Source organism: Microbacterium sp. Au-Mic1, from assembly GCF_021341785.1.
In the GTDB taxonomy this organism is placed as follows: domain Bacteria; phylum Actinomycetota; class Actinomycetes; order Actinomycetales; family Microbacteriaceae; genus Microbacterium.
In genome coordinates this window covers 1-23559 of sequence record NZ_JAJTTF010000014.1, presented here as the reverse complement: position 1 = coordinate 23559, position 23559 = coordinate 1, and the positions used below count along the sequence as shown (strand labels likewise).

At 71.6% G+C, this 23559-nt stretch carries 20 protein-coding genes; 9 read left to right on the top strand and 11 right to left on the bottom strand.

Annotated elements, in window-relative coordinates; translation table 11 throughout:
• Complete coding sequence (locus LXM50_RS16400) at positions 1 to 1005, bottom strand: ABC transporter substrate-binding protein (protein WP_233312546.1); 1005 nt, start codon at positions 1003 to 1005, stop codon at positions 1 to 3.
• Between the two features lie 220 nt (positions 1006 to 1225).
• Here LXM50_RS16400 and LXM50_RS16395 point away from each other — a divergent pair, with 220 nt between their 5' ends.
• Entirely contained in the window at positions 1226 to 1825 is a 600-nt protein-coding gene (locus LXM50_RS16395) for a TetR/AcrR family transcriptional regulator (RefSeq protein ID WP_233312545.1), read from the top strand.
• A gap of 21 nt (positions 1826 to 1846) precedes the next feature.
• Here LXM50_RS16395 and LXM50_RS16390 read toward each other — a convergent pair whose 3' ends face one another.
• Both LXM50_RS16390 and LXM50_RS16385 read right to left on the bottom strand, forming a co-directional pair.
• Positions 1847 to 3331, bottom strand: coding sequence for a GMC family oxidoreductase (locus tag LXM50_RS16390; protein ID WP_233312544.1), 1485 nt, complete (start codon positions 3329 to 3331; stop codon positions 1847 to 1849).
• Positions 3332 to 3334: 3 nt separating this feature from the next.
• Complete coding sequence (locus tag LXM50_RS16385; RefSeq protein WP_233312543.1) at positions 3335 to 4768, bottom strand: aldehyde dehydrogenase family protein; 1434 nt, start codon at positions 4766 to 4768, stop codon at positions 3335 to 3337.
• A gap of 227 nt (positions 4769 to 4995) precedes the next feature.
• Here LXM50_RS16385 and LXM50_RS16380 point away from each other — a divergent pair, with 227 nt between their 5' ends.
• Positions 4996 to 5292, top strand: coding sequence for a hypothetical protein (locus LXM50_RS16380; RefSeq protein WP_233312542.1), 297 nt, complete (start codon positions 4996 to 4998; stop codon positions 5290 to 5292).
• 14 nt (positions 5293 to 5306) lie between these two features.
• On the opposite strand, the gene LXM50_RS16375 is transcribed toward LXM50_RS16380, so the two are convergent.
• Positions 5307 to 6452: a DUF998 domain-containing protein gene (locus tag LXM50_RS16375; protein WP_233312541.1), complete on the bottom strand. Its 1146-nt coding sequence runs from the start codon at positions 6450 to 6452 to the stop codon at positions 5307 to 5309.
• Between the two features lie 89 nt (positions 6453 to 6541).
• Between LXM50_RS16375 and LXM50_RS16370 the strand changes: the two genes are divergently transcribed.
• Positions 6542 to 7192 carry an HAD-IA family hydrolase gene (locus tag LXM50_RS16370; RefSeq protein ID WP_233312540.1) on the top strand — a complete coding sequence of 217 codons (651 nt, stop codon included), beginning with the start codon at positions 6542 to 6544 and terminating at the stop codon, positions 7190 to 7192.
• Here LXM50_RS16370 and LXM50_RS16365 read toward each other — a convergent pair.
• Complete coding sequence (locus LXM50_RS16365; protein WP_233312539.1) at positions 7179 to 8207, bottom strand: LacI family DNA-binding transcriptional regulator; 1029 nt, start codon at positions 8205 to 8207, stop codon at positions 7179 to 7181. The two genes, LXM50_RS16370 and LXM50_RS16365, sit on opposite strands and share 14 nt — an antisense overlap.
• A 214-nt stretch (positions 8208 to 8421) precedes the next feature.
• Between LXM50_RS16365 and LXM50_RS16360 the strand changes: the two genes are divergently transcribed.
• Together LXM50_RS16360 and LXM50_RS16355 are read left to right on the top strand one after the other, a co-directional pair.
• On the top strand, positions 8422 to 9501 hold the full coding sequence (locus LXM50_RS16360) for a C45 family peptidase (RefSeq protein ID WP_233312538.1): 1080 nt from the start codon (positions 8422 to 8424) through the stop codon (positions 9499 to 9501).
• A gap of 21 nt (positions 9502 to 9522) precedes the next feature.
• Positions 9523 to 10869, top strand: coding sequence for an MFS transporter (locus LXM50_RS16355; RefSeq protein WP_233312537.1), 1347 nt, complete (start codon positions 9523 to 9525; stop codon positions 10867 to 10869).
• A gap of 141 nt (positions 10870 to 11010) precedes the next feature.
• Here the strand turns inward: LXM50_RS16355 and ptsP are convergent, their stop codons facing one another.
• Genes ptsP through dhaK form a run of 3 tightly spaced genes read right to left on the bottom strand, consistent with a single transcriptional unit; the run spans position 11011 to position 15283 of the window.
• Positions 11011 to 13575 carry a phosphoenolpyruvate--protein phosphotransferase gene (ptsP, locus tag LXM50_RS18790; RefSeq protein WP_308192538.1) on the bottom strand — a complete coding sequence of 855 codons (2565 nt, stop codon included), beginning with the start codon at positions 13573 to 13575 and terminating at the stop codon, positions 11011 to 11013.
• A gap of 50 nt (positions 13576 to 13625) precedes the next feature.
• Positions 13626 to 14264: a dihydroxyacetone kinase subunit DhaL gene (dhaL, locus tag LXM50_RS16340; RefSeq protein ID WP_233312536.1), complete on the bottom strand. Its 639-nt coding sequence runs from the start codon at positions 14262 to 14264 to the stop codon at positions 13626 to 13628.
• A 23-nt stretch (positions 14265 to 14287) separates the two neighbouring features.
• Positions 14288 to 15283 carry a dihydroxyacetone kinase subunit DhaK gene (dhaK, locus tag LXM50_RS16335; RefSeq protein WP_233312535.1) on the bottom strand — a complete coding sequence of 332 codons (996 nt, stop codon included), beginning with the start codon at positions 15281 to 15283 and terminating at the stop codon, positions 14288 to 14290.
• A 256-nt stretch (positions 15284 to 15539) separates the two neighbouring features.
• On the opposite strand from dhaK, the gene LXM50_RS16330 reads away from it, so the two are divergent.
• Positions 15540 to 16307: an IclR family transcriptional regulator gene (locus tag LXM50_RS16330; RefSeq protein WP_233312534.1), complete on the top strand. Its 768-nt coding sequence runs from the start codon at positions 15540 to 15542 to the stop codon at positions 16305 to 16307.
• Between the two features lie 156 nt (positions 16308 to 16463).
• On the opposite strand, the gene LXM50_RS16325 is transcribed toward LXM50_RS16330, so the two are convergent.
• Both LXM50_RS16325 and LXM50_RS16320 read right to left on the bottom strand, forming a co-directional pair.
• Positions 16464 to 16973: a phosphoribosyltransferase gene (locus LXM50_RS16325; protein ID WP_233312533.1), complete on the bottom strand. Its 510-nt coding sequence runs from the start codon at positions 16971 to 16973 to the stop codon at positions 16464 to 16466.
• Between the two features lie 47 nt (positions 16974 to 17020).
• Entirely contained in the window at positions 17021 to 17458 is a 438-nt protein-coding gene (locus LXM50_RS16320) for an Lrp/AsnC family transcriptional regulator (RefSeq protein ID WP_233312532.1), read from the bottom strand.
• Between the two features lie 151 nt (positions 17459 to 17609).
• Here LXM50_RS16320 and LXM50_RS16315 point away from each other — a divergent pair, with 151 nt between their 5' ends.
• Genes LXM50_RS16315 through LXM50_RS16305 form a run of 3 tightly spaced genes read left to right on the top strand, consistent with a single transcriptional unit; the run spans position 17610 to position 21264 of the window.
• Entirely contained in the window at positions 17610 to 18752 is a 1143-nt protein-coding gene (locus tag LXM50_RS16315; RefSeq protein ID WP_233312531.1) for a thiamine pyrophosphate-dependent enzyme, read from the top strand.
• On the top strand, positions 18749 to 19807 hold the full coding sequence (locus tag LXM50_RS16310; RefSeq protein ID WP_374107843.1) for an alpha-ketoacid dehydrogenase subunit beta: 1059 nt from the start codon (positions 18749 to 18751) through the stop codon (positions 19805 to 19807). Before LXM50_RS16315 ends, LXM50_RS16310 begins: the two co-directional genes overlap by 4 nt.
• Positions 19804 to 21264 (top strand): dihydrolipoamide acetyltransferase family protein, encoded by a 1461-nt coding sequence (locus LXM50_RS16305; RefSeq protein ID WP_233312530.1) that lies wholly within the window; start codon positions 19804 to 19806, stop codon positions 21262 to 21264. The genes LXM50_RS16310 and LXM50_RS16305 overlap by 4 nt, the downstream gene beginning before the upstream one ends.
• Positions 21265 to 21416: 152 nt before the next feature.
• Here LXM50_RS16305 and LXM50_RS16300 read toward each other — a convergent pair whose 3' ends face one another.
• Positions 21417 to 23534: a RecQ family ATP-dependent DNA helicase gene (locus tag LXM50_RS16300; RefSeq protein ID WP_233312529.1), complete on the bottom strand. Its 2118-nt coding sequence runs from the start codon at positions 23532 to 23534 to the stop codon at positions 21417 to 21419.
• Positions 23535 to 23559: the final 25 nt, after the last annotated feature.

Genomic DNA, 23559 nt, shown 5'->3' with positions numbered 1-23559 from the left:
TCACTTCGTGAGGATGACGCCCGTGAGGTCGACCGGCTTCTTCAGGAACCCGAGACCCACCATCTTGTCGTCGGGACGCTGCAGGTCCTCGTCCGTGACGGTCGCCGGCCAGACCGGGACCTTGACCTGATCGACCGAGAGCGTCGACTTCGTGTAGGCGAGGCCGGCCTTGATCGCCTCCTCGGGATGCGCGGTGGCGTACTCGTTGGACTTCGCGATCGCGCGCTGGAACGCGCTGACGACGTCCTTCTTCGAGGTCGCGGTCGCATCGCCCGTCGTCCACAGGCCCGTCGCACCGGTCTCGAAGAAACCGATCGACGGCGCGGCGAGCTGGGGGTTCCCCGCGGAGAGCGCCTGCGCGGTGAAGGGGCTGACCAGTCCCGCCGCGTCGACGTTGCCGCTCTTCAGCGCGGCGACGGCCGAGGTGAAGTCGAGCACGACCCATTTCACACCCGTCGCGGGGTCGATGCCGTTCTTCTTGAGCTGCTCGGCGATGACCACCTCGAGCTGAGCCTTGCGGGCCGGGATCGCGATCGTCTTGCCGGCCAGCTCCTTCACGGACGTGATGCCGCTGGTCGCGCTCGCGAACAGGCCGGTGTCGTCGAACGCCGCGGGGTCCGAGGCGCTGGTCGCCGCGTCCGGGTAGCCGTCGGCGGGTGCGACGACCTTCATCTTCACGCCCTGGCTGAGTGCATTGAGCAGCGGGATGCTGGGCGAGTAGGCGATGTCGACCTGTCCGCTCTGCGCAGCGGCGAGACCGGCGGGCGGGTTCGCGACGATCGAGGTCTCGACCTTGAGGCCCTCGTCGGCGAAGAACCCCTTCGCCATCCCGGTCAGCAGGCTGCCATCGGAGGTGAGGCCGATCGTGGCGACCTTGACCGTGGTGAGATCGCCCTTCTTCCCCGGTTCGGTGCTTCCGGAAGAGGACGAGCAGCCGGCGAGGGCGGCGGCCGCGCCGACGGCGACGACCGCGGCGGCGACACGGAGTGCGCGCGTGATGTGCATGTGTGCTTCCTGTCAGAACGAGGGATGGGATCTGGGAGCGGAGGCGTCGCTGCGGTGCGACTTCATCGTCTTTAATCACCACTTGGTCACTTAAATATCCAGCAAGGAGATAGTGTTGTCAAGATGTTTCGGAATCTTACGTGTCCAAGTGGCCGCGAAAGATGGGGCGGCTCTCCGTCTCCGCTCCCCCTAGGATCATCAGCATCGGAGGAGGACTGACGTGCCCAAGATCGTTGACCACGACGAACGGCGGGACCACATCGCGGATGCGGCCACCAAGGTGATCGCCAGGGAGGGCTTCGAACGGCTCACGATGCGCCAGATCGCTGCCGAGGCCGGCTACACCCACGGCGCGATCGCCCGCTATTTCCCCACCAAGGAGAGTCTGCTCACGGCGTCCTTCGTCCGCCTCCACGTGCAGGCCAACGGCCGGATCCTCACCGAGGTCGCGGGCAAGCGCGGCCTCGACGCCCTCGAGCAGATGTGCCGCGAGATCCTCCCGTTCGGAGACCTCGGTCCCAAGTACGCCCGCGTCGTCATCGCCTTCTGGGACCACGCCTCGCAGGACACGAGGGTCACCCAGATCCACCGCGAGAACAACCAGCGCTGGCGGGACCAGTTCCGCCGCTTCCTCGTCGAGGCGCGCGAGGACGGCGAGCTCGGCGCGCACATCGACATCGACACGGCGGTCGGCGAGGTCGCCTCGCGCAACGCCGGCTGGCAGATGGTGTCGGTGCTGCTGCCCGAGGTCGCCGGAGACGAGCGCATCGAGGCGGGGCTGCAGGCCCTGCTCGCGGAGCTGCGCGGCCAGGCCCGCTGACGAGCCCGGCCGCACACGCTCCTAGTCCGCGTCTTCGAGCAGGAACCGCACGCCGCGCTCGCCGATCACGGCGGCCGGGGCGTTCGTGTTGCCCGTGGTGATCGTCGGCATGACCGAGGCATCGATCACGCGGAGCCCCGCGACGCCGTTCACGCGCAGGCGCGGATCCACGACAGCATCCGGATCCGATCCCATCCGGCACGTGCCGACCTGGTGGTGGTAGGTGATCGCGGTGCGGCGCACCCAGTCCTCGACGTCGGCGTCCGGCACCTCCGCTCCGGGGTAGGCCTCGATCGCGCCCCACTCCCCCGCGAGGGCCGGCCGGGCGCCGATCCGGCGCGCCTGGCGCACGGACGCGGCGAGCGCGGCCACGTCGCGGTCGTCTTCCAGGGCCGCGAGGTCGATGAGGAGCGGGTCCTCGACGCCGGGGCCCGACAGGCGCAGCGCGCCGCGGCTGTGCGGCGTCACCAGCCCCGCCATGAGCGTGAAGCCGTCGCCCGGCCCGTGCGCACCGGGCCGCGGCTCGAGCTCGCCCCACATCGGCACCGAGAAGTGGATCGGCTGCGTGTCGGGCTCGGCGAGGTCGTCGCGCGACCGCCAGAACAGGTGCGTCTGCGTCACCGAGACACCCGGCTGCGGCGCGCCCACGGGCTGCGCGGTCGTGAAGATCACCGGGGACAGCAGGTGGTCGTGCAGGTTCGCGCCGACCGCCGGCACGTCGCGGAGCACCTCGATGCCGAGGGCTTCGAGGTCCGCGCGCGGTCCGATGCCACTGCGCAGCAGGATCGCGGGGCTGCCCAGTGCGCCGGCGGCGAGGATCACCTCATCCGCACGAAGCTCGGATCCGTCGCTCAGCCGCACGCCCACGGCAACGCCGTCGTCGACGATCACAGTCGCGACCTCGGCGTCGGTGACGATGCGCAGGTTCGGGGCGTCCTCGACGGGACGAACATACGCCATCCACGTGTTGACGCGCTGGCCGTCGCGCATCGTGACCTGCTCCTGCGAGACGCCGTCGAGCGTGCCGCCGTTGTAGTCGGGGTTGTGCTCCAGCCCCTCCTCGACGGCGGCGTCGATGATCGACTGCTGGATCGGCACGAGCGGGTAGTCGTCCGTCACCGGCAGCAGGTCGTTCTCGATCGCCTCGTACACGGGCAGCACGTCGGACCAGCCCCAGCCGGTGGCGCCGGAGCGCTCCCAGCCGTCGAAGTCGCTCGCCGCGCAGCGCACCCAGATCATCGCGTTCAGCGCATGGGATCCGCCGGTCACCTTCCCGCGCGGCAGGTGCAGCCGGCGCCCGGCCGCATGGTCCTGCGGCACGGTGAAGTAGTCCCAGTCTTCTGCGGCGTGCCAGAGCTCGCCCGCACGGGACGGGTCGTGGATCGCGGGGTTGGTGTCGTACCCGCCGGCCTCGATGAGCGTCACGTCGTACCCCGCGTCCACGAGACGCCGGGTGACGATGCTGCCCGAGGTGCCGGCTCCGACGACGATCGCGGAGCGGGCCATGGTCTAGGCCTTCCGGCCGGGGCCGGAGACGACCTGCGGCACGGCGACGGACTTGAGGCCCGCCACGCCGAACTCGAGGCCGTAGCCCGAGCTCTTCACCCCGCCGAACGGCACCATCGGGTGCAGCCCGCCGTGCGAGTTGATCCACACCGTGCCGGACTGCATCCGGGTCGCGGCTTCGCGGGCCGCCTCAGGGTCGCTCGACCACACCGAGGCGCCGAGGCCCACATCGACCGCGTTGGCGAGCGCGAACGCCTCGTCGACGTCGGAGTAGCGGATGATCGGCAGCGCCGGCCCGAACTGCTCCTCCTGCACGAGCGCGGCGTCGTTGTCGATGTCCGCCACGATCGTCGGCCGGTAGAACAGCTCGCCGAGCTCGGGAGCCGCCTCGCCGCCCGTCACGATGCGGGCGCCGCGCGCCTTCGCGTCCTCGACGAGGCGCGACACGATGTCGAACTGCTGCTTGTTCTGCAGCGGGCCCAGCACGTTGTTCTCGTCCAGGCCGTTGCCGATCGGCACGTTCGCGGCGATGCCGGCGAGCGCGTCGACCACCTCGTCGTACAGCGAGTCGTGCACGTAGAGCCGCTTCATGGCCGCACAGGTCTGCCCGGTGTTGATGAACGCGCCCCAGAACAGGTCTTCGGCGATCGCAGACGGATCCGTCCCCGGCAGCACGATGCCGGCGTCGTTGCCGCCGAGCTCGAGCGTGAGCCGGGCGAGGTTGCCTGCCGAGCTCTCGATGATCTTGCGGCCGGTGGCCGTGGATCCGGTGAACATGATCTTGTCGATGTCGGGATGCGACGCGATCCGCGCGCCGACCTCGCGGTCGCCGGAGATCCCGATGAGCACGTCGGCGGGCAGCACCTCGTTCATGACCGCCAGCATCGCCAGCACGCTCAGGGGGGTGTACTCGCTCGGCTTGGCGACCACGGTGTTCCCCATCCGCAACGACGGGCCGATCTGCCAGATGGTGATCATGAGCGGCCAGTTCCACGGGCCGATGGCGCCGACCACGCCGGCGGGCTTGTAGACGAGCTCGGCATGCAGGCTCTCGTCGTCCACGAGCACCTCGGGCTCGAGCACGGTGGTCGCGTTCGTGCGCAGCCACGCCGAGCACGCGCCCAGCTCGAACCGCGCGTTCGGGCCGTTCAGCGGCTTGCCCTGCTCACGGGAGAGCAGCTGGGCGAGCGCCTCCGCGTTCGCGTCGATCGCATCGGCCGCCGCGAGCAGCAGCTCGCTCCGCTTCGCGTGACCGAGCGCCTCCCACGCGGGCTGCGCGGCCTTGGCGCGGGCGATCGCGTCGTCGAGATCGGCGACGGTCTGCACGGGTGCGCGGCCGATGATCTCGCGCGTGGCGGCATCGGGGATGTCGCGGCCGGAGCCCTCGGGCGCCTGGATGCGGTCGAGCAGCGCGGACACAGCGGACGTGTCGGTCATCGGTCTCTCCTTCGAGTGTGCGGACGACGGTCGATGCTCCCATTGTCGTCGGGTGCCGGCGAGGAGGGTTGTCGCCGAGCGCGCCGGACATGTCATTGCGCGAAGGGATCCGGATCCGCCTTGCGAGAACAGCCTCCGCGGTTGCGGTCCCGGCCCGCGGGACGGACATCGACATGGACCGGCTCTCGTCGTTCCGGCCGGAGGATCCTGACCCCTAGAATCTGCGCATGACGAGCAGCATCGAGGTCTCCGGCGCCGATGGCGAATCGATCGTGTACGACGGCGCGACCGTGACGAAGTTCAAGCACCAGGGCAAGCTCGAGACCGCCCGCAACCCGGCGTCCACCTACCGCGAGATCCGCATCAAGGAGCGCACCTCGCTGTTCGGCAAGCCGCGCGATCCGCGCGAGTTCGAGGTGCTGCTGGCCATGTCGTCGATCATGTCGCTGACGGTCGACGAGGCGGGCAGGAGCGAGATCGAGCGGCTCGCCGCCGTGCTGGACGAGCAGCGCTCCGGCGGCTGACCGGCGCCCGCCGCTCAGTTCCGCGCGGACGCCTCCGCACGCACGACGCGCTCGGCGTCCCACGGCCCGTGGTCGGCGCCGGCGGTGCGCAGGAACACGATGATCCAGCTGAAGATCAGCACCGCGGCGATGAGCTCGACCGCGGTGAGGTTGTAATAGCCGGTCGCGAAGAACACGCCGAGCAGCGCGATCACCAGCACGTACACCCAGCCGAGCGCGACGAACACGCGCGAGATCCGGCGCAGGAACCACGGCAGCCCGATCACGACCGCGGCGAAGCACACCGCCATGCCGGTCGCCACGGTGTTGTGCAGCAGGAAGAAGCGATCGACCGGGAAGATCCCGACGCAGGCGAGCAGGATCCCGATCAGGATGAGCGCCACGCGCACGATCGTGCGCCCCCGCTCGTCCCTCGGCTCCGGCACGGGGAGCGCAGCCGTGGCGTAGCGGGCGATCGTCGTGACCATCACGCCCGCGACGATGAGGGTGCCGTTGAAGGCGGGTGACGAGGCGTTGCTCGACATCCCCAGCGCGGAGAGGTTGTCGCGCCACCAGTGCGGATCCGTCGCCTCGAGCATCGCGGTGAGGGCGCCGATCACGAGGAAGATCGCGAGGATCAGCGAGATCGAGGTGGGGCTCAGCGCGATCGCACTGAGGTAGCAGACGTAGGCGGTGAGGGCGAGCGCGACGGCGACGAGCACGGCGCCCGGGAACGGGAAGACCGGAGCGTCGCGGAAGCCCGCCTCGAGCAGAGCCGCGAGTCCGAACAGCGCGAGCAGCGCGACCGCGCCGTGGGCGAGCGCGATCGCGGTCAGTTCGTACCAGCGCAGCTTTTGCCCGGGGGTCGTGAAGCCGTCGTTCGCGGCGTTCGGATCCTGCTTCTCGGGCGCCTCGGCCCCTTCCATGCGCAGCCCGATGCGACCGGCGGAGAAGCCCAGCACGGCCACGGCGGCGCCGCCGATGGCGGCGACCGCCCCGACGGACCACGGGCCGGTGATGGAGAGGGTGCGATGCCAGAAGATCACGAAGGCCACGAGGAAGCCGACCACCAGCGCGACCGCCCCGGTGAGCAGCGCGTCGGTCTCGCGCATCTGGCGCAGCGTCGCCGAGGCGCGCGCGACCCGCAGTCGCTGAATCAGTCGCTCCCACTCGGCTCGCATCCCGCTGCCCTCCCTCGTCAGGTCCAGCCTATGGCCGGCGCTCTCGCTGCTCGCGGAGCGTGCGGCGGAGCCGCCACTACCCTGGAAGCATGACCCAGACTTTCCGCGCCCGCGCCGCCCTGCTCGACATGGACGGCACGCTCGTCGACTCGACCGCGGTCGTGGAGCGGCTGTGGCTGGCCTGGGCTGAGCCGCACGACCTCGACCCGGACTTCGTGCTCAGCGTGGTGCACGGACGTCAGGGGCATCAGAGCATGGCGATCATGCTGCCGGACCGTCCGCACGAGGAGAACCTCGCCGAGAACCGCATGATGCTCGCCGCCGAGAGCGGAGACGTGGACGGCGTCATCGAGATCCCGGGCGCCGCCGCGTTCCTGGAGGCCCTCGCGCCCTTCCCGCATGCGATCGTCACCTCGGCCGACGACCGGCTCATGCGCGTGCGCATGGGCGCCGCCGAGCTCGATGTGCCGGCGGGCCCGGTGACCGCCGAGCACGTGAGCGCTTCCAAGCCGGATCCGGAGGGATTCCTGCTCGGCGCGACCCGGCTCGGCGTGGATCCGGCGGACTGCATCGTCTTCGAGGATTCCGGAGCCGGAATACAGGCCGCCCGGGCGGCGGGGATGCGCGTGATCGGCGTCGGCACCGGGTCCGCGGCGCACTCCCCGGACGCGGTCGTCGCCGACCTGACGCACGTCACGGTGACGGTGGACGGCGACGGGTTCGTGCTCACGCTCGACTGACGCCGCGCGCGGTCGAACCGCGCGTGCGAAGCACGCTCACGGTGCGCCGCGGCGTGGCCGGCGTGCGCCCCGCCATGAGCTCCTCCAGCGCGTCCAGGAGGGCGATGCCGGTCTCCCGCGGCGTCATCTCGATCGCCGTGATCGCCGGACGCGCCGCGCGCGCGTGCGCCGAGTCGGATCCGGTCGCGATCATGACCTGCCCCGGCACCGCGATGCCCGCGTCGAGAAGCGCCTGCTCCGCGCCGGCCGCGTGCCTGCCCGTCATGCAGACGAGCGCGTCGGGCAGGCCTTCGGCCAGCACGCGCGCCGCGATCTCGGCGCCGCCGTCCAGCCCCGTGCGCTCGGGCTGCGCGAGCAGTCTGGGCGTCACGCCGTGCTCCGCGCACCACGTCGTGTAGGCCTCGATGCTGTCCAGATTCCACGAGTTCGGATCCGTCCCGTGCGCGAGCACGATCGAGCGCGCTCCCGCCTTCCCGAGGTGGTCGAGCAGCCGCCGCATCGCCGCAGCGTCATCCTCCGAGATCCAGTCGACGAAGTCGGGGCGGCCTGGCACGCTGCCCTGTGCGACGCAGGGGATGCCGCGGCGCTCGAGCAGCGCCACCACGGCGTCGTCACGATGCGGATTGGAGACGATGTACCCGTCGAGCGAGAACGCCAGCGGCGGGATCGGAGTACGCGTGAGGTCGGGCACGAGCACGACGCTGAGCCCCCGTGCGAGCGCCTGCGCCGACAGCTCCCCGGCGAAGCGCATGAACACGTCGACGCCGCTCGGGCGGTAGTCCGCGAGCGCATCGAGCGAGCGGAACACGAGTCCGATCGCCCCGATCGACGAGCTGCGCAGCCCGCGCGCCATGGCGTCCGCCTGGTAGCCCATCTCCTCGGCCACGCGCACGACCCGTTCGCGCGTGGCCTCCGACAGCGTGCCCTTGCCGTTCAGCGCGTGCGACACGGCGGTGATCGAGACGCCGGCGCGACGGGCCACGTCGCGGATCGTGATGCCGTGCCCCTGGACCATGCTCGGATGCTACGCGAACCGGATCCGTCCCGCCGATTCCGCATCGGATCGCGCCTGCACGATATCCGTCGCCTGATCCGTCGGAGTGGCGGCGGCGAGGATTCCGCATCACCGTCTTGCATAAAACGTTTTATGTTCCTAACGTGCTTTCCACAGCACCCGCACGAGGCCAAGGACGGCCCGTCGCACCGCACAGCATGGACATTGGAGACCGATGCGGCTTCTCACGCTCACCAGCAGCAGCACCGACCCGCGCGAGCGGGGCCGGTCGATCGGGCGCACCCATCCCGAGGCGGTCCGCCGCAGTGCCGCGCTGTACCGCGCGCACTTCGCCGACCTCGGGATCGACCTCGACCTCGCCGACGAGATCGCTCGCCGCAGCCACAATCTGCTGCGGCAGTGGCACGCCCCCCTCGCCGAGGAATCGGATGCGATGGCGGATGCGGCCGGCGTGGACCGTCTCCTCGTCGCCGCCGTCGGCGCGCGCACCGAGATCCTCGCGGCCGCCGAGCCGCAGCGCGAGGGCGAGTGCTCCACCGCGGTGCACGTGCCCTCGACGGGCAGCGCCGAGACCATCCAGACCTGGGACTGGCACGCGACACTTGTGCCCTTCGGGCTGCTGCTCGACTACGCCCCCGCCGCAGGCCGGCGCGCCAAGCTGTTCACCGAGTTCGGCACCGCGGCCAAGATCGGCGTGAACAGCGCAGGCCTCGGCCTGCACTTCAACATCCTCAGCCATCGCGAGGACGCCGCAACCGGCGGCGTGCCTGTGCACGCGATCGCACGCCGCATCATCGACGAGGCCGACACCGTGGCCGACGCGATCGCCCTGGCCGCCTCGGCGACGGTGAGCGCCTCCACCGTTTTCACCGTGACCGAGCGCGGCACGGCGGACCGCGCGCCGCAGGCCGCTTCGGTCGAGGTCTCCCCCGCCGGCGTCGCCGTCGTGCGCCCGGGGGACGACGGCTGGCTGCTGCACACCAACCACTTCCTCGATCACGGACTCTCGGCGGGCGACACGATGCCGGCCGACTCGACCACGGCCGAGCGCTACTCGCACCTGGCCGCGATGAAGGCCGGCATGACCGGCCTCGACCCGCTCGGACGCGCCGCCGCGATGTGCGGCGACGACGGCGAGGGCGCCGCCGTGTGCATGCGTCCCGAGCTCGACAAGCCCTCCCATGAGCAGTGGGAGACGCTCCTCACCATCGGCATCGACGCCGCATCGACCCATCTCGACGTCTACCCCGGCACCCCCGCCGACGCCGCTCGTCACGGCATGACCCGCTTCTAGACCCCATCCTCAAGGACGATCATGGCCTCTCTCGACACCCGAGCCCTCGCGCAGCACGCCGCGACGGCGGTGCGCACCTTCTTCATCTCCGGCTTCGGCACGGCGCTGGAGTTCTACGACTTCATCATCTACGGCTTCGCGGCGGCGCTCGTCTTCCCGGCGCTCTTCTTCCCCTCGGTCGACCACCTCACCGGCACCCTGATCGCATTCGCGGCGTTCGGCGTGGGCTTCGTCGCCCGGCCGCTCGGCGGCATCGTGATCGGCCACTTCGGCGACCGCGTCGGGCGCAAGTCGATGCTGGTGCTGACGCTGCTCGTGATGGGCTCGAGCACCTTCCTCATCGGCTGCCTGCCGACCTACGGCGCCGTGGGTGTACTCGCCCCGATCCTGCTGGTCGCACTGCGCCTCATCCAGGGGTTCGCCGCCGGTGGCGAGTGGGGCGGGGCGTCGCTCTTCGGCATCGAGAACGCGCCCGAGAACCGTCGCGGCCTGTGGGGCAGCTTCACCAGCACCGGCATCGGCATCGGCTCGCTGCTGGGCACGCTGGTGTTCCTCGCGATCTCGATCTTCCCCGAGGCGCAGTTGCTGGCCTGGGGCTGGCGGATCCCGTTCTGGCTCGGCGGCGCGCTCGTGATCGTCGGCCTCATCGCCCGCCTGCGCATGCCGCAGGAGACGATCGCCGCCGGGAAGGCACCGAAGGTGCCGCTGTTCGCCGCGATTCGTCAGCACCCGCGCGCGATCCTGCTCGCGATCGGCGTCTCGTTCGGCTACAACACGATCGCCTACATCGGATCCATCTTCACCATCACCTACGCCGAGCAGATCGGCTACACCTCGACCGAGTCCCTCGTGCTGCAGCTGGTCGGATCCGCCGCGTTCATGGTCGCGGTGCCCTTCCTGGGCCTGCTGTCCGACCGGATCGGCCGCAAGAAGCTCGTCGGCTGGGGAGCGCTCGTCTACGGCGCGTTCTTCTTCGCGTTCTTCCCGATGGCGGAGGGGCACGTCATGTTCCTCGTAGTGCTCGGCTACATCGGCGTGAACGTCTTCATGGCGATGCCGCAGAGCACGATCCCCGCCTTCCTCGGCGAGCAGTTCTCGAAGGAGTCGCGCTACTCGGCGATCTCCGTGACCTATCAGACCGGCGCCGCGATCGGCGGCGGCACCGCGGCGACCGTCGCCACCGCCATGTTCATCGCATTCGGCGGCAATCCGATCGGAGTGGGCCTGTACTCGGCGGCCGCGTGCGTGATCGTCGCGCTCTGCGCACTGGGTCTGCGCGAGACCTACCGCACCCCCACCGCCGAACTGGGCGCGCCCGTCGCCCGCACCACCGCGGCGTCCGAGAAGGTCGTGCTCACCACGGCGTGAACGCTGGCCCCGCACACGCGGCCCCGGATCCTGCTCCCTGGGATCCGGGGCCGCGTTCGTCGCCGTGCGGGTCCCCGCCGGGTTCGTCGCCGGATCGGATCATTCCGTTCGACGCTCGTGCCACGCGACGCTCGTGCCGCGTCAGGCGAGCGCGGCGGTGACGGCGGCACGCGCCTCGGCGGCGGTCGCCGATCCGAGCGCCGCCGCCGCGGCCCGCCCGCAGTCCTCCGCCGTCACCGTGCGCAGCTTCGCCGACACCCGGGCGAGGGATCGCGCCGTCATCGACAGGCTCGTGACGCCCAGCCCGATCAGCACGGGTGCCAGAGCCGGATCGCCGCCGGCCTCGCCGCAGACGCCCACGGGCTTGCCCGCGACGCGTCCCGCCGCGCCCACCGTTCCGATGAGGCGCAGCACGGCGGGCTGCCACGGGTCGTTGAGCGCGCCGAGCGGTGCCGACAGGCGGTCGGCGGCCATCGTGTACTGGGTGAGGTCGTTGGTGCCCAGGCTCACGAAGTCGACCACGGCGAGCATCTCCGCGGCCAGGAGCGCGGCGGCGGGGGTCTCGATCATGATGCCCGCCCGCGCGATCCCCGCGGCCCGGCAAGCCGCGGCGAAGTCGCGGGCCTCGTCGACCGTCGCGACCATCGGCGCCATCACCTCCAGCTGCGCGCTCTCGGCCGCGCCTGCCGCGGCGATCGCCGCGAGCTGGTGCCTGAGGAGGGCGGGATGCGCGACGGCGACGCGCAGGCCGCGCACGCCCAGGGCCGGGTTCTCCTCGTCCGTCGCCGTCGCGAACGGGAGCGGTTTGTCGGATCCGGCGTCGAGTGTGCGCACGACGACCCTGCGCCCCGCGAACGGTGCGAGCACGCCGCGGTAGGCGGTGACCTGCTCGGCGATCGTGGGCTCCGCTGTCCGGTCGAGGAAGCAGAACTCGGTGCGGAACAGGCCGATGCCCTGCGCGCGGGCGTCGGCCGCGGCGCCCACATCAGCCGCGCCACCGACGTTGGCGAGCAGCGGAATCGCGGTGCCGTCGGCGAGCGCACCGGCGCCGTCGAACGCCGGGATCTCCTCGGCTGCGGTGCTCTGCTCATCCGCGGGCGGGTCGAGCTGCACGGTCCCCGCTCCGCCGTCCACGAGCACGACGGTCCCCGCCGCGATGTCGGTCGCATCCGCGACCCCGACGACCGCGGGGATGCCGAGCGCACGGGCGAGGATCGCCGTGTGCGAGGTCGGCCCGCCCTCCTCGGTGACGAGCCCGACGCACGCGCTGCGGCCGAGCGTCGCCGTCTCGGCCGGCGCGAGGTCCCGCGCGACGAGCACGAACGGGTCCGCCCGGTCCGGGATCCCCGGAAGCTCCTGTCCGGTCAGCCGGGCCACGATGCGGTCGCGGACGCTGCGCACATCGACCGCACGCTCCGCCATCCGCCCGCCCAGGCCCTGCAGCAGCTGTTCCTGGGCTGCCGCCTCGTCCCAGACCGCACGGGCGGCCGTCACCCCGTCCGCGCGCACTCGGGCGGCCGCTCCCGCGGCGAAATCGGGGTCGGCGGCCAGCAGGGCGATCGCTTCGAGGATCTGGGCGACCTCGCCATCGGCAAGGGCCGCGCTCTCGCGGAGTGCGGTGACGACCTCCGCCGCAGCGGGTGCGACCCGCTCGGCCTCGGCGTCGCGATCGGCGGCGGGCACCGCCTCGGCGGCGGCAGGCTCGGCGATCACCGTGCCCAGTCGGGCGACCGGGGCGATCGCGCGCCCCGGGCTCACCCCGAGGCCGCGCAGGGTCGAGCCGGGCTCCGGGACCGCCCCCACCGGGGCAGTCGGGCGAGCACCCTGCGTCGGCTCCGCGCCGGATCGGTCCCTGAGCGGGGAGCGAAGCGACGGGACGAAGGGCGTCTCGGTCGCGCTGTGCACGTCCTCGCTCGACGTCCCCGCTGACGAGGCATCGACCGGCGCTTCGTCCATCTCGCCGAAGCCGTCCTCGAACAGCGCGGCCACGCGCTCCACGGCAGCAGGATCACCCGACAACTGCACCTCATCGCCGGGGCGGGCGCCGAAGGCGAGCAGTCGCATCATGCTCGAGGCGGGAACGGGATCCCCGTCCGGCAGGCGCCGCAGCCGTAGCTCCGCCCCGGCGGCGGCCTGCGCGATCATCGCGGCGGGCCGCGCATGCACCCCGGCGGGGTTGCGCACGACGACCGTGCGCAACCCCTCCCCCGGCCGCGAGACCGCAGACACCGGCACGCTCTCCTCGAGCACGGGGCCCCCCGACCCGACCGGAGCCTGCGGCTCGTCCGACAGCTGCGCCGACTTCGCGATCAGCGCGCCGTTCGCCTCCGCGGCGACCTCCTCCAGCGACGCCCCCTGCGCCGCGGTCACGGTGGCCGCGAGGAGCCCCTCCACGAAAGGCGCCGACGCGAGCCGCACCGGAACATCGCTCGCGCGCAGCTCCAGAGCGAACTCGGCGCTCATCACCGCGGATCCGAGATCCATCAACACGAGCACCCCGTCGCACGACGCGGCGAGTCCGTCGATCGCCGCCGCCACCCGCGTCGCGTCCGTGCCGAGAATCGGGGTGCCATCGACGTCGGCCCCGGCGCCCGCGGCGAGCGCGATCCGCGCCGCCCCGCCCGGCACCATCTGCGCGGCGAGCTCCTGGGCGGCCTCGGCGAGGCGCAGGCTGTGCGAGACCGCGACGATCCCGGTGGTGCTCATCGTTCAGGCCCCTGTTTCCCGCGGGCGTCCGCACTCATGCGACGGATCCGTCAGCCCGTGACGGCCGCGGCGAGCGTCTCGAACAGCAGCGTCGCCGACGCGGATCCGGGATCCATGTGTCCGGCGCTGCGCTCCCCGAGGTAGCTGGCCCTGCCCTTGCGCGCGACGAGGTCGATCGTGGCATCGCGGCCGGCTGCCGCGGCCAGGGCGGCGGCAGCGGTCGCCTCCGCCGCGGATCCTCCGTCGGAGAGGGCCGCGTCCATCGCGTCGATCGCCGGAGCCACCGCATCGAAGAGGGTCTTGTCCCCGGCATCCGCCTTGCCCCTCGCGACGATGCCTTCAAGCCCCGCGCGCAGGCCCGCGGCCAGCGCCGACGGCTCCACCTCCGTCACGGCTCCCAGCGTCGCCCCGATGCGCAGGAAGAACGTGCCGTACAGCGGACCGCTCGCACCGCCCACGGTCGACACCAGCGTCATGCCGACGGCTTTGAACAGCTCGTCCGCCGTCGCGGGTGCAGCCTGGTCGATCTTCTCGACGACCGCGGTCATTCCGCGGGCCATGTTGGCGCCGTGGTCGGCGTCGCCGATCGCGGAGTCGAGCTCGGTCAGCCAATCGCGCTGCGTCACCACGGCGTCACGGAAGCGGTGCAGCCAGTCGACGAGGACGGCGAGCGGGATGGTGTTCGACATGCAGGTGTTCTCCTTCGAGCGGGTCAGGCGCCCCAGCGCAGTCCGGGGGTGACGACGGGCGCGTCCCACAGACGGATGAGCTCGTCGTCCGCCTTGAGCAGGGTGACCGAGCAGCCGGCCATGTCCAACGAGGTGATGTAGTTGCCGACGAGGTTGCGGGCGACCGTCACGCCGGCCTTCTCCAGCAGCGCCGCGACCTCGCCGTACATGAGGTAGAGCTCGATGAGCGGCGACGCCCCCATGCCGTTGAGCATCACGATCGCCGGGGATCCGGTGAAGTCCATGTCTGCGAGGATCGGCTCGACGAGCTGCGCCGCGATGTCCTTCGCGGGAGCGAGCGGAACGCGGTGCCGACCGGGCTCGCCGTGGATGCCGATGCCGATCTCCATCTGGTCGTCGGGCAGGTCGAAGGTGGGCTTGCCCGCAGCCGGCACCGTGCAGCTGGTCAACGCCATGCCCATGGATCGGCCCTGGCCGTTCACGCGCGCAGCGAGTTCGGCCACGGCGGCGAGGTCCGCCCCCTCCTCGGCCGCCGCGCCCACGATCTTCTCGAGCAGCACCGTGAGACCGACGCCGCGTCGGCCCGCGGTGTAGAGCGAGTCCTGCACCGCCACGTCGTCGTCCACCACGACGGAGCGAACCTCGATGCCGTCCATGGCGGCGAGCTCGGCCCCCATCTCGAAGTTCATCACGTCGCCGGTGTAGTTCTTCACGATGTGCAGCACGCCCGCGCCACGGTCGATCGCCTTCGTCGCGACCTGCATCTGGTCCGGCGTGGGCGAGGTGAACACCTCCCCGGCACAGGCCGCGTCGAGCATACCCGTGCCGACGAATCCGCCGTGCAGCGGCTCGTGACCGGATCCGCCGCCGCTCAGCAGCCCGACCTTGCCCTCCGCCTTGCGATCCCGGCGCAGGATCACGCGGTTCGCCAGGTCGACGTCGAGCTCCGGATGCGAGAGCGCGAGCCCGCGCAGCGACTCCGCGAGCACGTCCTCCGGGGCGTTGATGAGCTTCTTCATCCTGCGACCTCCTCGTTGCAGTTCCACCAGCACCGACGTCGTCCGACCGGCACTCCACGACGGCGCGGATCCCGGGTGGATCCGCCTTCCGAGGCGTACCACGACGCAGAGGCCGCGACCTCTTGCATCGCGGGCGACAGCACTCCAGAATCGGAATACTTTTCGTTAATGTCGAATATGCGTGGAGGATCTCGGATTGTCAAGGGATCCGGATCCGCAGTCATCCCGAGCCACCGTCGAGGAGGGAGCCGCACCGATGATCCAGGCGATCGATCGCGCCGCGAAGGTGCTGGAGCTGCTGCAGGGCTCGCGCCACCTCGGCATCACGGATCTCGCGACCGCACTGCAGCTGCCGCCGTCGACCGTGCACGGCATCGTGTCATCCCTGCGCGAGCACGGCCTCGTGGCCAAGGAGCGCGGCGGGCAGCGCTACATGCTGGGCCCGACGCTGCTGAAGCTCAGCAGCGTCTACCTCGACTCGCTCGATGTGCGGGCACGCTCGATGCGCTGGACCCAGGAGCTCGCGCGCCGCACCGGCATGGCCGTGCGCCTCGGCGCCCCGCACTTCTCCGAGGTACTGGTGATCCACCATGCGCTGCGGCCCGACGACAGCCCTCAGATGCTGGAGACGGGGGCGGCGCTGCCGGCCCACGCCTCAGCCATGGGCAAGGTGCTGCTCGCTTATGACCTCGGCTTCCAGCGGGCGGTGTTCGCCGACCCGCTGCCGCCGCTGACCGGTGACACCGTCACGGATCCGGCGACCCTGGAGGCAGCACTCCCGGCGATCGCCGAGCACGGCTACGCGACGGAGGTCGACGAAGCCGTCCTGGGCGAGTCGTCACTGGCCTCCCCCGTCGCCGACTCCCGTGGGGACATCGTCGCGGCGGTCGCCGTCGTCTACCCCACGGCCGACGGTCCCGCGCCCGATGCCGTTCTGCACGCGCTGCGCGACACCGCCCGCAACATCTCCCGCGAGCTCGGCTCCTCGACCTGGCCTCCGCGCGTCACCCCCGCCGACGACTGACCCCGCAGCGCGGGAGCTCTGACCCGCCGAGCCACCCCCTTCACAACGAACCACCCCTCTCGACGCAGTGCGAGAAGGGGTGGTTCGCGAGCAAGGGGGTGGCTCGACGCTCGACCGGACCACGGTGCGACGTCGGCACACCGCGTCGGCGACGTGTCAGGCGGTGGGCGGCAGACCCAGGTCCTCCTCGCGGACCGTGCCGTTGGCCGACCACGGGAAGTCGATCCAGCGATCGGTGTCCTTCCACGCGTAGTCGGGCTGGATGATCGTGGTGGGCTTGGTGTAGATCGTGACCGATCGCACCGCCGCGCCCTTGCTCTTGAGCAGCTCGACGGCCAGGGCGAGCGTGCGCCCGGAATCGGCGACGTCGTCGACGAGCAGCACGCGGCGCCCGTTCAGATACTCCATGTCGAGCGCCGGCGGCAGCACCTCGGGGGCGTCCAGCACGGTGCCGATGCCGGTGTAGAACTCGACGTTGATCGCGCCGCAGTTCTTCGCACCGAGACCGTACGCGATGGCCCCGGCCGGCAGCAGCCCGCCGCGTGCGATCGCGACGACCACCTCGGTCTCGAACCCCGACTCGAGGATCCTGCGGGCCAGATCCCGCGTCGCCTCTCCGAAACCGTCCCAGGTGAGCACTTCGCGCTCGATCACCGCATCCGTCATGGATCCATTCTGCCGTGCGGCAGCGCCGGTCGGGAACGCGAAAGCGGTCAGTTCCGGCCGAAGTCCTCGAAGATCAGCGTGGTGCGCGTGGAGCGGACCGCGGAGATCGCCTGGATGTCCTCGAGCACGATCCGGCGCAGATCGCGGGCGTCACTCGCGCGCACGAGCAGGATCACGTCGAAGTCCCCGCCCACGAGCGCCATGTGCTCGACCTCGGGGATCCGCTGCAACTGCTCCTGCACCTCCTGCCACGCCGGCTGCTCGAGCGCCAGCATGACGTAGGCCGAGGCGTGGTGGCCGAGCAGCACCGGATCCGTGCGCACTGTGTATCCGGTGATCACCCCGGCGTCGGTCAGCCTCTTGATGCGCGCATGCGCACCCGCACGCGAGATGTGCACCGCCTCCGCGATCGCCGTCATGGACACGCGCGCGTCGCGGCGCAGCTCATCGAGGATCGCCCGGTCGATGTCATCCAGCTCCGCCATCCGTGCACCCTTCCGTCCGCGATCCACTGACACTCTGCATCATTGTGGCGCACTCAGCATGCAATCGTCCAGATTCGTGTGGATCCTGTTGGACGACTGCATTTCCCGTCGCACACTGGAGGCATCACGTTCGGCAAGGAAGGCGGACCCGATGCAGCAGACCATGCCTGCCACGAGCCACGCGCACGACACGGATCCCCGCGATCTGCTCCCCCGCGACGAGCCCGTGCGGCTCATCGACGAGACCGGATCCGCGCACGTCGACGAGGACTATCCGATGCCCGCGGACGACGTGCTCGACAGGGCGTACCGCGGCCTCGTCGAGGGGCGCCGCATCAACGATCAGGCGAACGCGCTGGTCCGCCAGGGGCGCCTCGCGGTGTATCCCTCCTCGCACGGCCAGGAGGCCTGCCAGATCGCGGCGTCTCTCGTGCTCGGCGCACACGACTGGCTGTTCCCGACCTACCGCGATTCCGTCTCGGTGATCGCCCGCGGCGTCTCCCCCGCCGACGCCATGGTGCTGCTGAAGGGCGACTGGCACTCCGGATACGACCCCCACGAGCACGGGGTGGCCCCGCAGACCACGCCGCTGGCGACGCAGTTGCTGCACGCCGTCGGCTTCGCCCAGGCCGCGAAGCACCGCGGCGAGGACACCGTGGTGCTGGCGATGTGCGGAGACGGATCCACGAGCGAGGGCGATTTCCACGAGGCGCTGAACTTCGCCGCCGTGTTCCACGTGCCCGTCGTCTTCTTCGTGCAGAACAACGAGTTCGCGATCTCGGTGCCGCTGAGCCGGCAGACCGCGGCCCCCTCCCTCGCGCACAAGGCGGTCGGCTACGGCATGCCCGGTCAGCGCGTGGACGGCAATGACGTCGCCGCCCTCCTCGCCGTGCTCGGCGAGGCCGTCGATCGAGCCCGCGCCGGAGGAGGCCCGACCCTCGTCGAGGCGCACACCTACCGGATGCAGGCCCACACGAACGCCGACGACGACACCCGCTACCGCGAGCGCGCCGAGGTGCAGGCCTGGGTCGAGAGGGACCCGCTGACCCGCCTGCGCACGCACCTCACCGCACGCGGCCGGCTCGACGAGGCCCGCGAGCAGGAGCTCGCCGAGGGCGCCGAGACCATCGCGGCGGCCCTCCGCGACGCCCTGAACGCGGACGCCGAGCTCGACCCCGAGGATCTGTTCCGCTTCGTGCGCAGCACCCGTTCTCCGCAGCTGGAGGAGCAGTGGCACCAGCTGCGCGACGAGCTGGAGCGGGCCGGATCCATCGCCGAAGGAGGCACCCGATGACCATCGCGCACGAGGACGTCCGCATGGACGCCGCAGACCCCCACGACCAGTCGGTTCCGACGGTGCAGACCATGACGATGGCGGCGGCGCTCAACCGCGCCCTCGCCGACGCGATCGAGGCCGACCCCGACGTCGTCGTCTTCGGCGAGGACGTCGGCGCGCTCGGCGGTGTCTTCCGGATCACCGACGGCCTCACCGAGCGCTACGGCGAGGACCGCTGCTTCGACACCCCGCTCGCGGAGTCCGGCATCATCGGCACCGCCGTAGGCATGGCCATGAACGGCATGCGCCCCGTGGTGGAGATGCAGTTCGACGCCTTCGCGCTTCCCGCGTTCGAACAGGTCGTCAGCCACGTCGCCAAGCTCGGCAACCGCACCCGCGGCGCGATGCGCATGCCGATGGTCATCCGCATCCCCACGGGCGGCGGCATCGGCGGCGTCGAGCACCACTGCGACTCGTCCGAGGCGTACTACGCGCACACCCCCGGGCTGACCGTGGTGTGCCCCTCGACCCCGCAGGACGCGTACTCCCTGCTGCGTGCGGCGATCGCGTCGCCGGACCCGGTCGTCTTCCTCGAGCCGAAGAAGCTCTACTGGAGCAAGGGCGAGGTCGACACCTCGATCGTCGCCGAGATCGGATCCGCCCGGATCGCTCGCGAGGGCACGGACGTCACCCTCATCTCCTACGGGTCCTCGGTGGCGACCTGCCTCGAGGCCGCAGAGATCGCGGCCGCCGAAGGACGCAGCGTGCAGGTCATCGACGTGCGCACGCTGACGCCGATCGACGACGCCTCCCTCACCGCGGCGGTGCGCGCGACCGGACGCGCCGTTGTCGTCGCCGAGGCGCCGGGCTTCGCGAGCGTCGCCAGCGAGATCCAGTCGCGGGTGTTCGAGCGCTGCTTCGAGTTCCTCGAGGCGCCCGTGCGCAAGGTGACCGGCTTCGACACGCCCTTCGCTCCGCCGAAGTTCGAGCACTGGTATCTTCCCGACGCCGACCGCGTGCTCGACGCGATCGACACTCTGCACTGGCTCGATGAGCACGGAGAAGAAGCATGACCACTGCGACGACGAAGGTGTTCCGCCTGCCCGACCTGGGCGAGGGCCTGACCGAGGCGGGCTTGGTGCAGTGGCTCGTGCAGGTCGGCGACACCATCCGCACCGACCAGCCCATCGCCGAGGTCGAGACCGCCAAGAGCGTGGTCGAACTGCCGTCGCCGTACGCCGGCGTGGTGCTCGCGCTGCACGGCGAGCCCGGCGAGACGATCGACGTGGGCGCACCGGTGCTCGAGGTCGTGGATCCGGATGCTCCCGCGGCGCCGGCCACCGGGGCGCCGGGGGCCGGCGGGGAGGTCGAGAAGGAGGCCTACCGCGCCGAGGAGCGGGCAGGATCCGGATCCGGCAACGTGCTGATCGGCTACGGCACCAGCGAGCGCGCGGGATCCGGCCGCCGCAGAGCGCGCCGCACCGCGGGCCCTGTGCGCGGCGACGGCTCTCCCGCGGGGCGTCCGAGCTCCACATCGGACCGGTTCCTGAGCGAGCGCAGCGAGACCAAGGACGCCCCCGCCGCGGGGATCCGCCCCGTGGCGGTGCGCTCCCCCCTCGTCCGCCGCCTCGCGCGCGATCTCGGTGTCGACGTGCGGCGTCTCAGTCCCACGGGATCCGACGGCGCGGTCACCCGGGCCGACGTGCTGCGCGCGGCCGTGGACCAGGCCGTCGACGGCATCTCTCTGCATGAACTCGCGGCACCCGCCGGGCGGGAGCGCGCGGCGGCGGCCGACGTCGACGCGAGCGGATCCGGCGAGACCGTCGACGGTCTCGCCGTCGCCTCCCGCGAGCGCATGTCGCCGCTGCGCAAGGCGGTGAGCGCCAAGCTCACCCGCAGCCGGTCGGAGATCCCCGAGGCCACGGTGTGGGTCGACGTCGACGTCACCGAGCTCTGGACGCTCCGCGCCGCCATGGCGCCGGAAGGCGGCAGGGCTCCGTCGCTCACGGCCCTCGTGGCACGGTTCGTGCTGATCGCCCTCGCCGAGCACCCGCTGCTGGCATCGCGGCTCAGCGACGACGCGAGCGAGATCCTCTCCTTCGACGGTGTGAACCTCGGTGTCGCCGCCGACACCGACCGCGGACTCATGGTGCCGGTGATCCCACGCGCGCACGAGCTCAACGTCGACGAACTGGATGCGGCGCTGCGCGAGCTCGCTGCGACCGCCCGGGCCGGATCCATGCCGCCCGAGCGGCTGCGCGGCTCGACGTTCACGCTGAACAACTACGGCGGCCTGGGCGTGGACGGATCCGCCGCGATCATCAACCACCCCGACGTCGCGATCCTCGGCATCGGCCGGATGATCGAGCGGCCGTGGGTCGTCGACGGCGCGATCGTGGCGCGGCGCATCGCGCAGCTCTCCCTCGTGTTCGACCACCGAGTGTGCGACGGCGGGTACGCGGCCTCGTTCCTGCGCCGGGTGATGGAGCTGCTGGAGCACCCGGCCCGCGCCTTCGGCCGGGTGCGCTGACCTGCGCACGCTGCCGCTCGCGCCCGGTTTGGGGCGCGCCTGTTCCGTTTGGGGCGCGTCTCCTCATGGAATCCCGGTGTGACGCGCCCCAAAACGCACGGGTGCGCCCCAACCCGGAGGACAAGCCAGAGAACACACGGTCGGCACGGCGTTCACCCCCGCAGCGCGAGCACGAACGGGAGCACGTCGGTCGCTCCGGCACGGCGGAGGGACCGTGCGGCGACCGTGAGCGTCCACCGGCTGTCGGCCTGATCGTCCACGAGCAGCACCGGGCCGGCAGGAACGGCGAGAGCGTAAGGCGAGAAGCGGTCCCAGACGCCCGCGAGGCGGAAGGCGCTGTTCCCCCCTGGACCGCTCGCGGGCCCGCCTCCGACCAAGGCGAGTTCGCCCAGGTACGGCAGCCGACCGATCTCGGCGAGGCTCTGCGCGAGCGATCTGATCAGCAGCGGTCGAGTGCGCGACGGCACCGAGACGACCGCGACCGGGCGCTCGGCCCAGCCCCAGCCGGCGAGCACCCGCACACACGCGTCGCGCAGCCGATCGGGAACCGGCCCGTCGGGGGCGCCTGCCGCGAAGAGCTCGCGCAGCGCACCGCCCCAGCCGAGGTCGGTGAGACGTGCGAGAGCACGCCCCTCCCCCGCCTGCTCCTCCGCAGCGATGCGTCCCTTCACCGCGACACCGAGCCGGTCGGCGCCCGTCGGCCACGCCCGCCGGGGCTCGATCGGCACCCCGACGCGGTCGAGCGACGCCGAAGCCGCGGCGCTCGCCTCCGTGCCGATCTCGGTCGGGTACCAGACTCCCGCGCAGTTGTCGCACCGGCCGCACGGCACGGCGGTGTCGTCGTCGAGGGTGCGCTGCAGGAACTCCATGCGGCAGCCGGATCCCTGCTCGTACTCCACCATGTGCTGCTGCTCCGCCCGGCGCTCCGCCGCGATCCGGTCGTACCGTTCGGCGTCGTACACCCACGGCTCACCCGTGGCGACCCATCCGCCCTGCACGCGGCGCACCGCGCCGTCGACGTCGAGCACCTTGAGCAGCAGCTCGAGCGGTGTGCGCCGGATGTCGACCATCGCCTCGAGCGCCGGGGTCGACACCGGCGCGTCCCCCAGGGCCGCGATGACGCGCTCCGCCCGCTCCCGATCCGGCATCGAGGCCGTCGCGAAGTAGTGCCAGATGTCGCGGTCCTCGACACCCGGCAGCAGCAGCACATCGGCGCTCTCGCTCGCGCGCCCCGCGCGGCCCACCTGCTGGTAGTACGCGACCGGCGAGGACGGCGCGCCCAGATGCAGCACGAAGCCGAGATCCGGCTTGTCGAATCCCATCCCCAGCGCGCTCGTCGCGACCAGCGCCTTCACCTCGTTGCGCTTGAGCATCGCCTCTGACTCGGCGCGCTCGTCCGGGTCGGTCTGACCCGTGTAGGCGCGGACCTCATGCCCGCGATCACGCAGCAGACGCGCCGTGTCGACAGCCGCCGCGACCGTCAGCGTGTAGATGATGCCGGATCCGGGCAGCTCGTCCAGATGGCTGAGCAGCCAGGCCAGCCGGCTGGGCGCATCGGGCAGGCGCAGCACTCCGAGCCGCAGCGAGGAGCGGGCGAGAGGACCCCGGATCGTGAGCACCTCGGATCCGCCCCCGGCCTCCGCGGCGCCGAGCTGCTCGGCGACATCAGCCACCACCCGGCTGTTCGCGGTCGCGGTCGTGGCGAGCACGGGGACGTCGGCGGGCATCTGCGCGATGAGCTCGCGCAGCCGCCGATAGTCCGGGCGGAAGTCGTGCCCCCAGTCGCTGATGCAGTGCGCCTCGTCGACGACGAGCATGCCGATCCGGCGCACGAGGGCGGGCAGCTGCTGCTCGCGGAACGAGGGGTTGTTGAGCCGCTCCGGAGACACCAGGAGCACGTCGACCTCGTCGCGGTCCAGCTGCGCGAGCACGTCGGCCCACTCGTGCGCGTTCGTCGAGTTGATCGCGACCGCACGCACGCCGGCGCGTTCGGCCGCGGCGATCTGGTCGCGCATGAGCGCCAGCAGCGGCGAGACCAGCACGGTGGGACCGGCGCCCTCCTGCCGGAGCAGCAGGGTCGCGACGAAGTAGACGGCCGACTTGCCCCACCCGGTCCGCTGCACGACCAGCGCCCGCCGTCCCTCGGCGACCAGCGCCTCGATCGCCTCGTACTGCCCGTCGTGGAACTCGGCGTCGGGCCGACCGACCAGGGCCCGCAGGGCGGTGAGGGCGGCCGCGTGCGTCTCGGGTGATGCACCGTGCTGCGTCATGCCCCCAGCCTGCCGCACTCCTCCG

Excerpts from the sequence above, each read along its gene's own strand:
- LXM50_RS16375 (WP_233312541.1), bottom strand. The coding sequence starts at position 6,452 with ATGCGAGCCGAGTGGGAGCGACTGATTCAGCGACTGCGGGTCGCGCGC.
- LXM50_RS16330 (WP_233312534.1), top strand. The coding sequence starts at position 15,540 with ATGATCCAGGCGATCGATCGCGCCGCGAAGGTGCTGGAGCTGCTGCAG.
- LXM50_RS16320 (WP_233312532.1), bottom strand. The coding sequence starts at position 17,458 with ATGGCGGAGCTGGATGACATCGACCGGGCGATCCTCGATGAGCTGCGC.
- LXM50_RS16325 (WP_233312533.1), bottom strand. The coding sequence starts at position 16,973 with ATGACGGATGCGGTGATCGAGCGCGAAGTGCTCACCTGGGACGGTTTC.
- LXM50_RS16380 (WP_233312542.1), top strand. The coding sequence starts at position 4,996 with ATGACGAGCAGCATCGAGGTCTCCGGCGCCGATGGCGAATCGATCGTG.
- LXM50_RS16315 (WP_233312531.1), top strand. The coding sequence starts at position 17,610 with ATGCAGCAGACCATGCCTGCCACGAGCCACGCGCACGACACGGATCCC.
- ptsP (WP_308192538.1), bottom strand. The coding sequence starts at position 13,575 with ATGAGCACCACCGGGATCGTCGCGGTCTCGCACAGCCTGCGCCTCGCC.
- dhaK (WP_233312535.1), bottom strand. The coding sequence starts at position 15,283 with ATGAAGAAGCTCATCAACGCCCCGGAGGACGTGCTCGCGGAGTCGCTG.
- LXM50_RS16305 (WP_233312530.1), top strand. The coding sequence starts at position 19,804 with ATGACCACTGCGACGACGAAGGTGTTCCGCCTGCCCGACCTGGGCGAG.
- LXM50_RS16390 (WP_233312544.1), bottom strand. The coding sequence starts at position 3,331 with ATGGCCCGCTCCGCGATCGTCGTCGGAGCCGGCACCTCGGGCAGCATC.
- LXM50_RS16300 (WP_233312529.1), bottom strand. The coding sequence starts at position 23,534 with ATGACGCAGCACGGTGCATCACCCGAGACGCACGCGGCCGCCCTCACC.
- LXM50_RS16360 (WP_233312538.1), top strand. The coding sequence starts at position 8,422 with ATGCGGCTTCTCACGCTCACCAGCAGCAGCACCGACCCGCGCGAGCGG.
- LXM50_RS16355 (WP_233312537.1), top strand. The coding sequence starts at position 9,523 with ATGGCCTCTCTCGACACCCGAGCCCTCGCGCAGCACGCCGCGACGGCG.
- LXM50_RS16400 (WP_233312546.1), bottom strand. The coding sequence starts at position 1,005 with ATGCACATCACGCGCGCACTCCGTGTCGCCGCCGCGGTCGTCGCCGTC.
- LXM50_RS16370 (WP_233312540.1), top strand. The coding sequence starts at position 6,542 with ATGACCCAGACTTTCCGCGCCCGCGCCGCCCTGCTCGACATGGACGGC.
- LXM50_RS16385 (WP_233312543.1), bottom strand. The coding sequence starts at position 4,768 with ATGACCGACACGTCCGCTGTGTCCGCGCTGCTCGACCGCATCCAGGCG.
- LXM50_RS16365 (WP_233312539.1), bottom strand. The coding sequence starts at position 8,207 with ATGGTCCAGGGGCACGGCATCACGATCCGCGACGTGGCCCGTCGCGCC.
- LXM50_RS16310 (WP_374107843.1), top strand. The coding sequence starts at position 18,749 with ATGACCATCGCGCACGAGGACGTCCGCATGGACGCCGCAGACCCCCAC.
- dhaL (WP_233312536.1), bottom strand. The coding sequence starts at position 14,264 with ATGTCGAACACCATCCCGCTCGCCGTCCTCGTCGACTGGCTGCACCGC.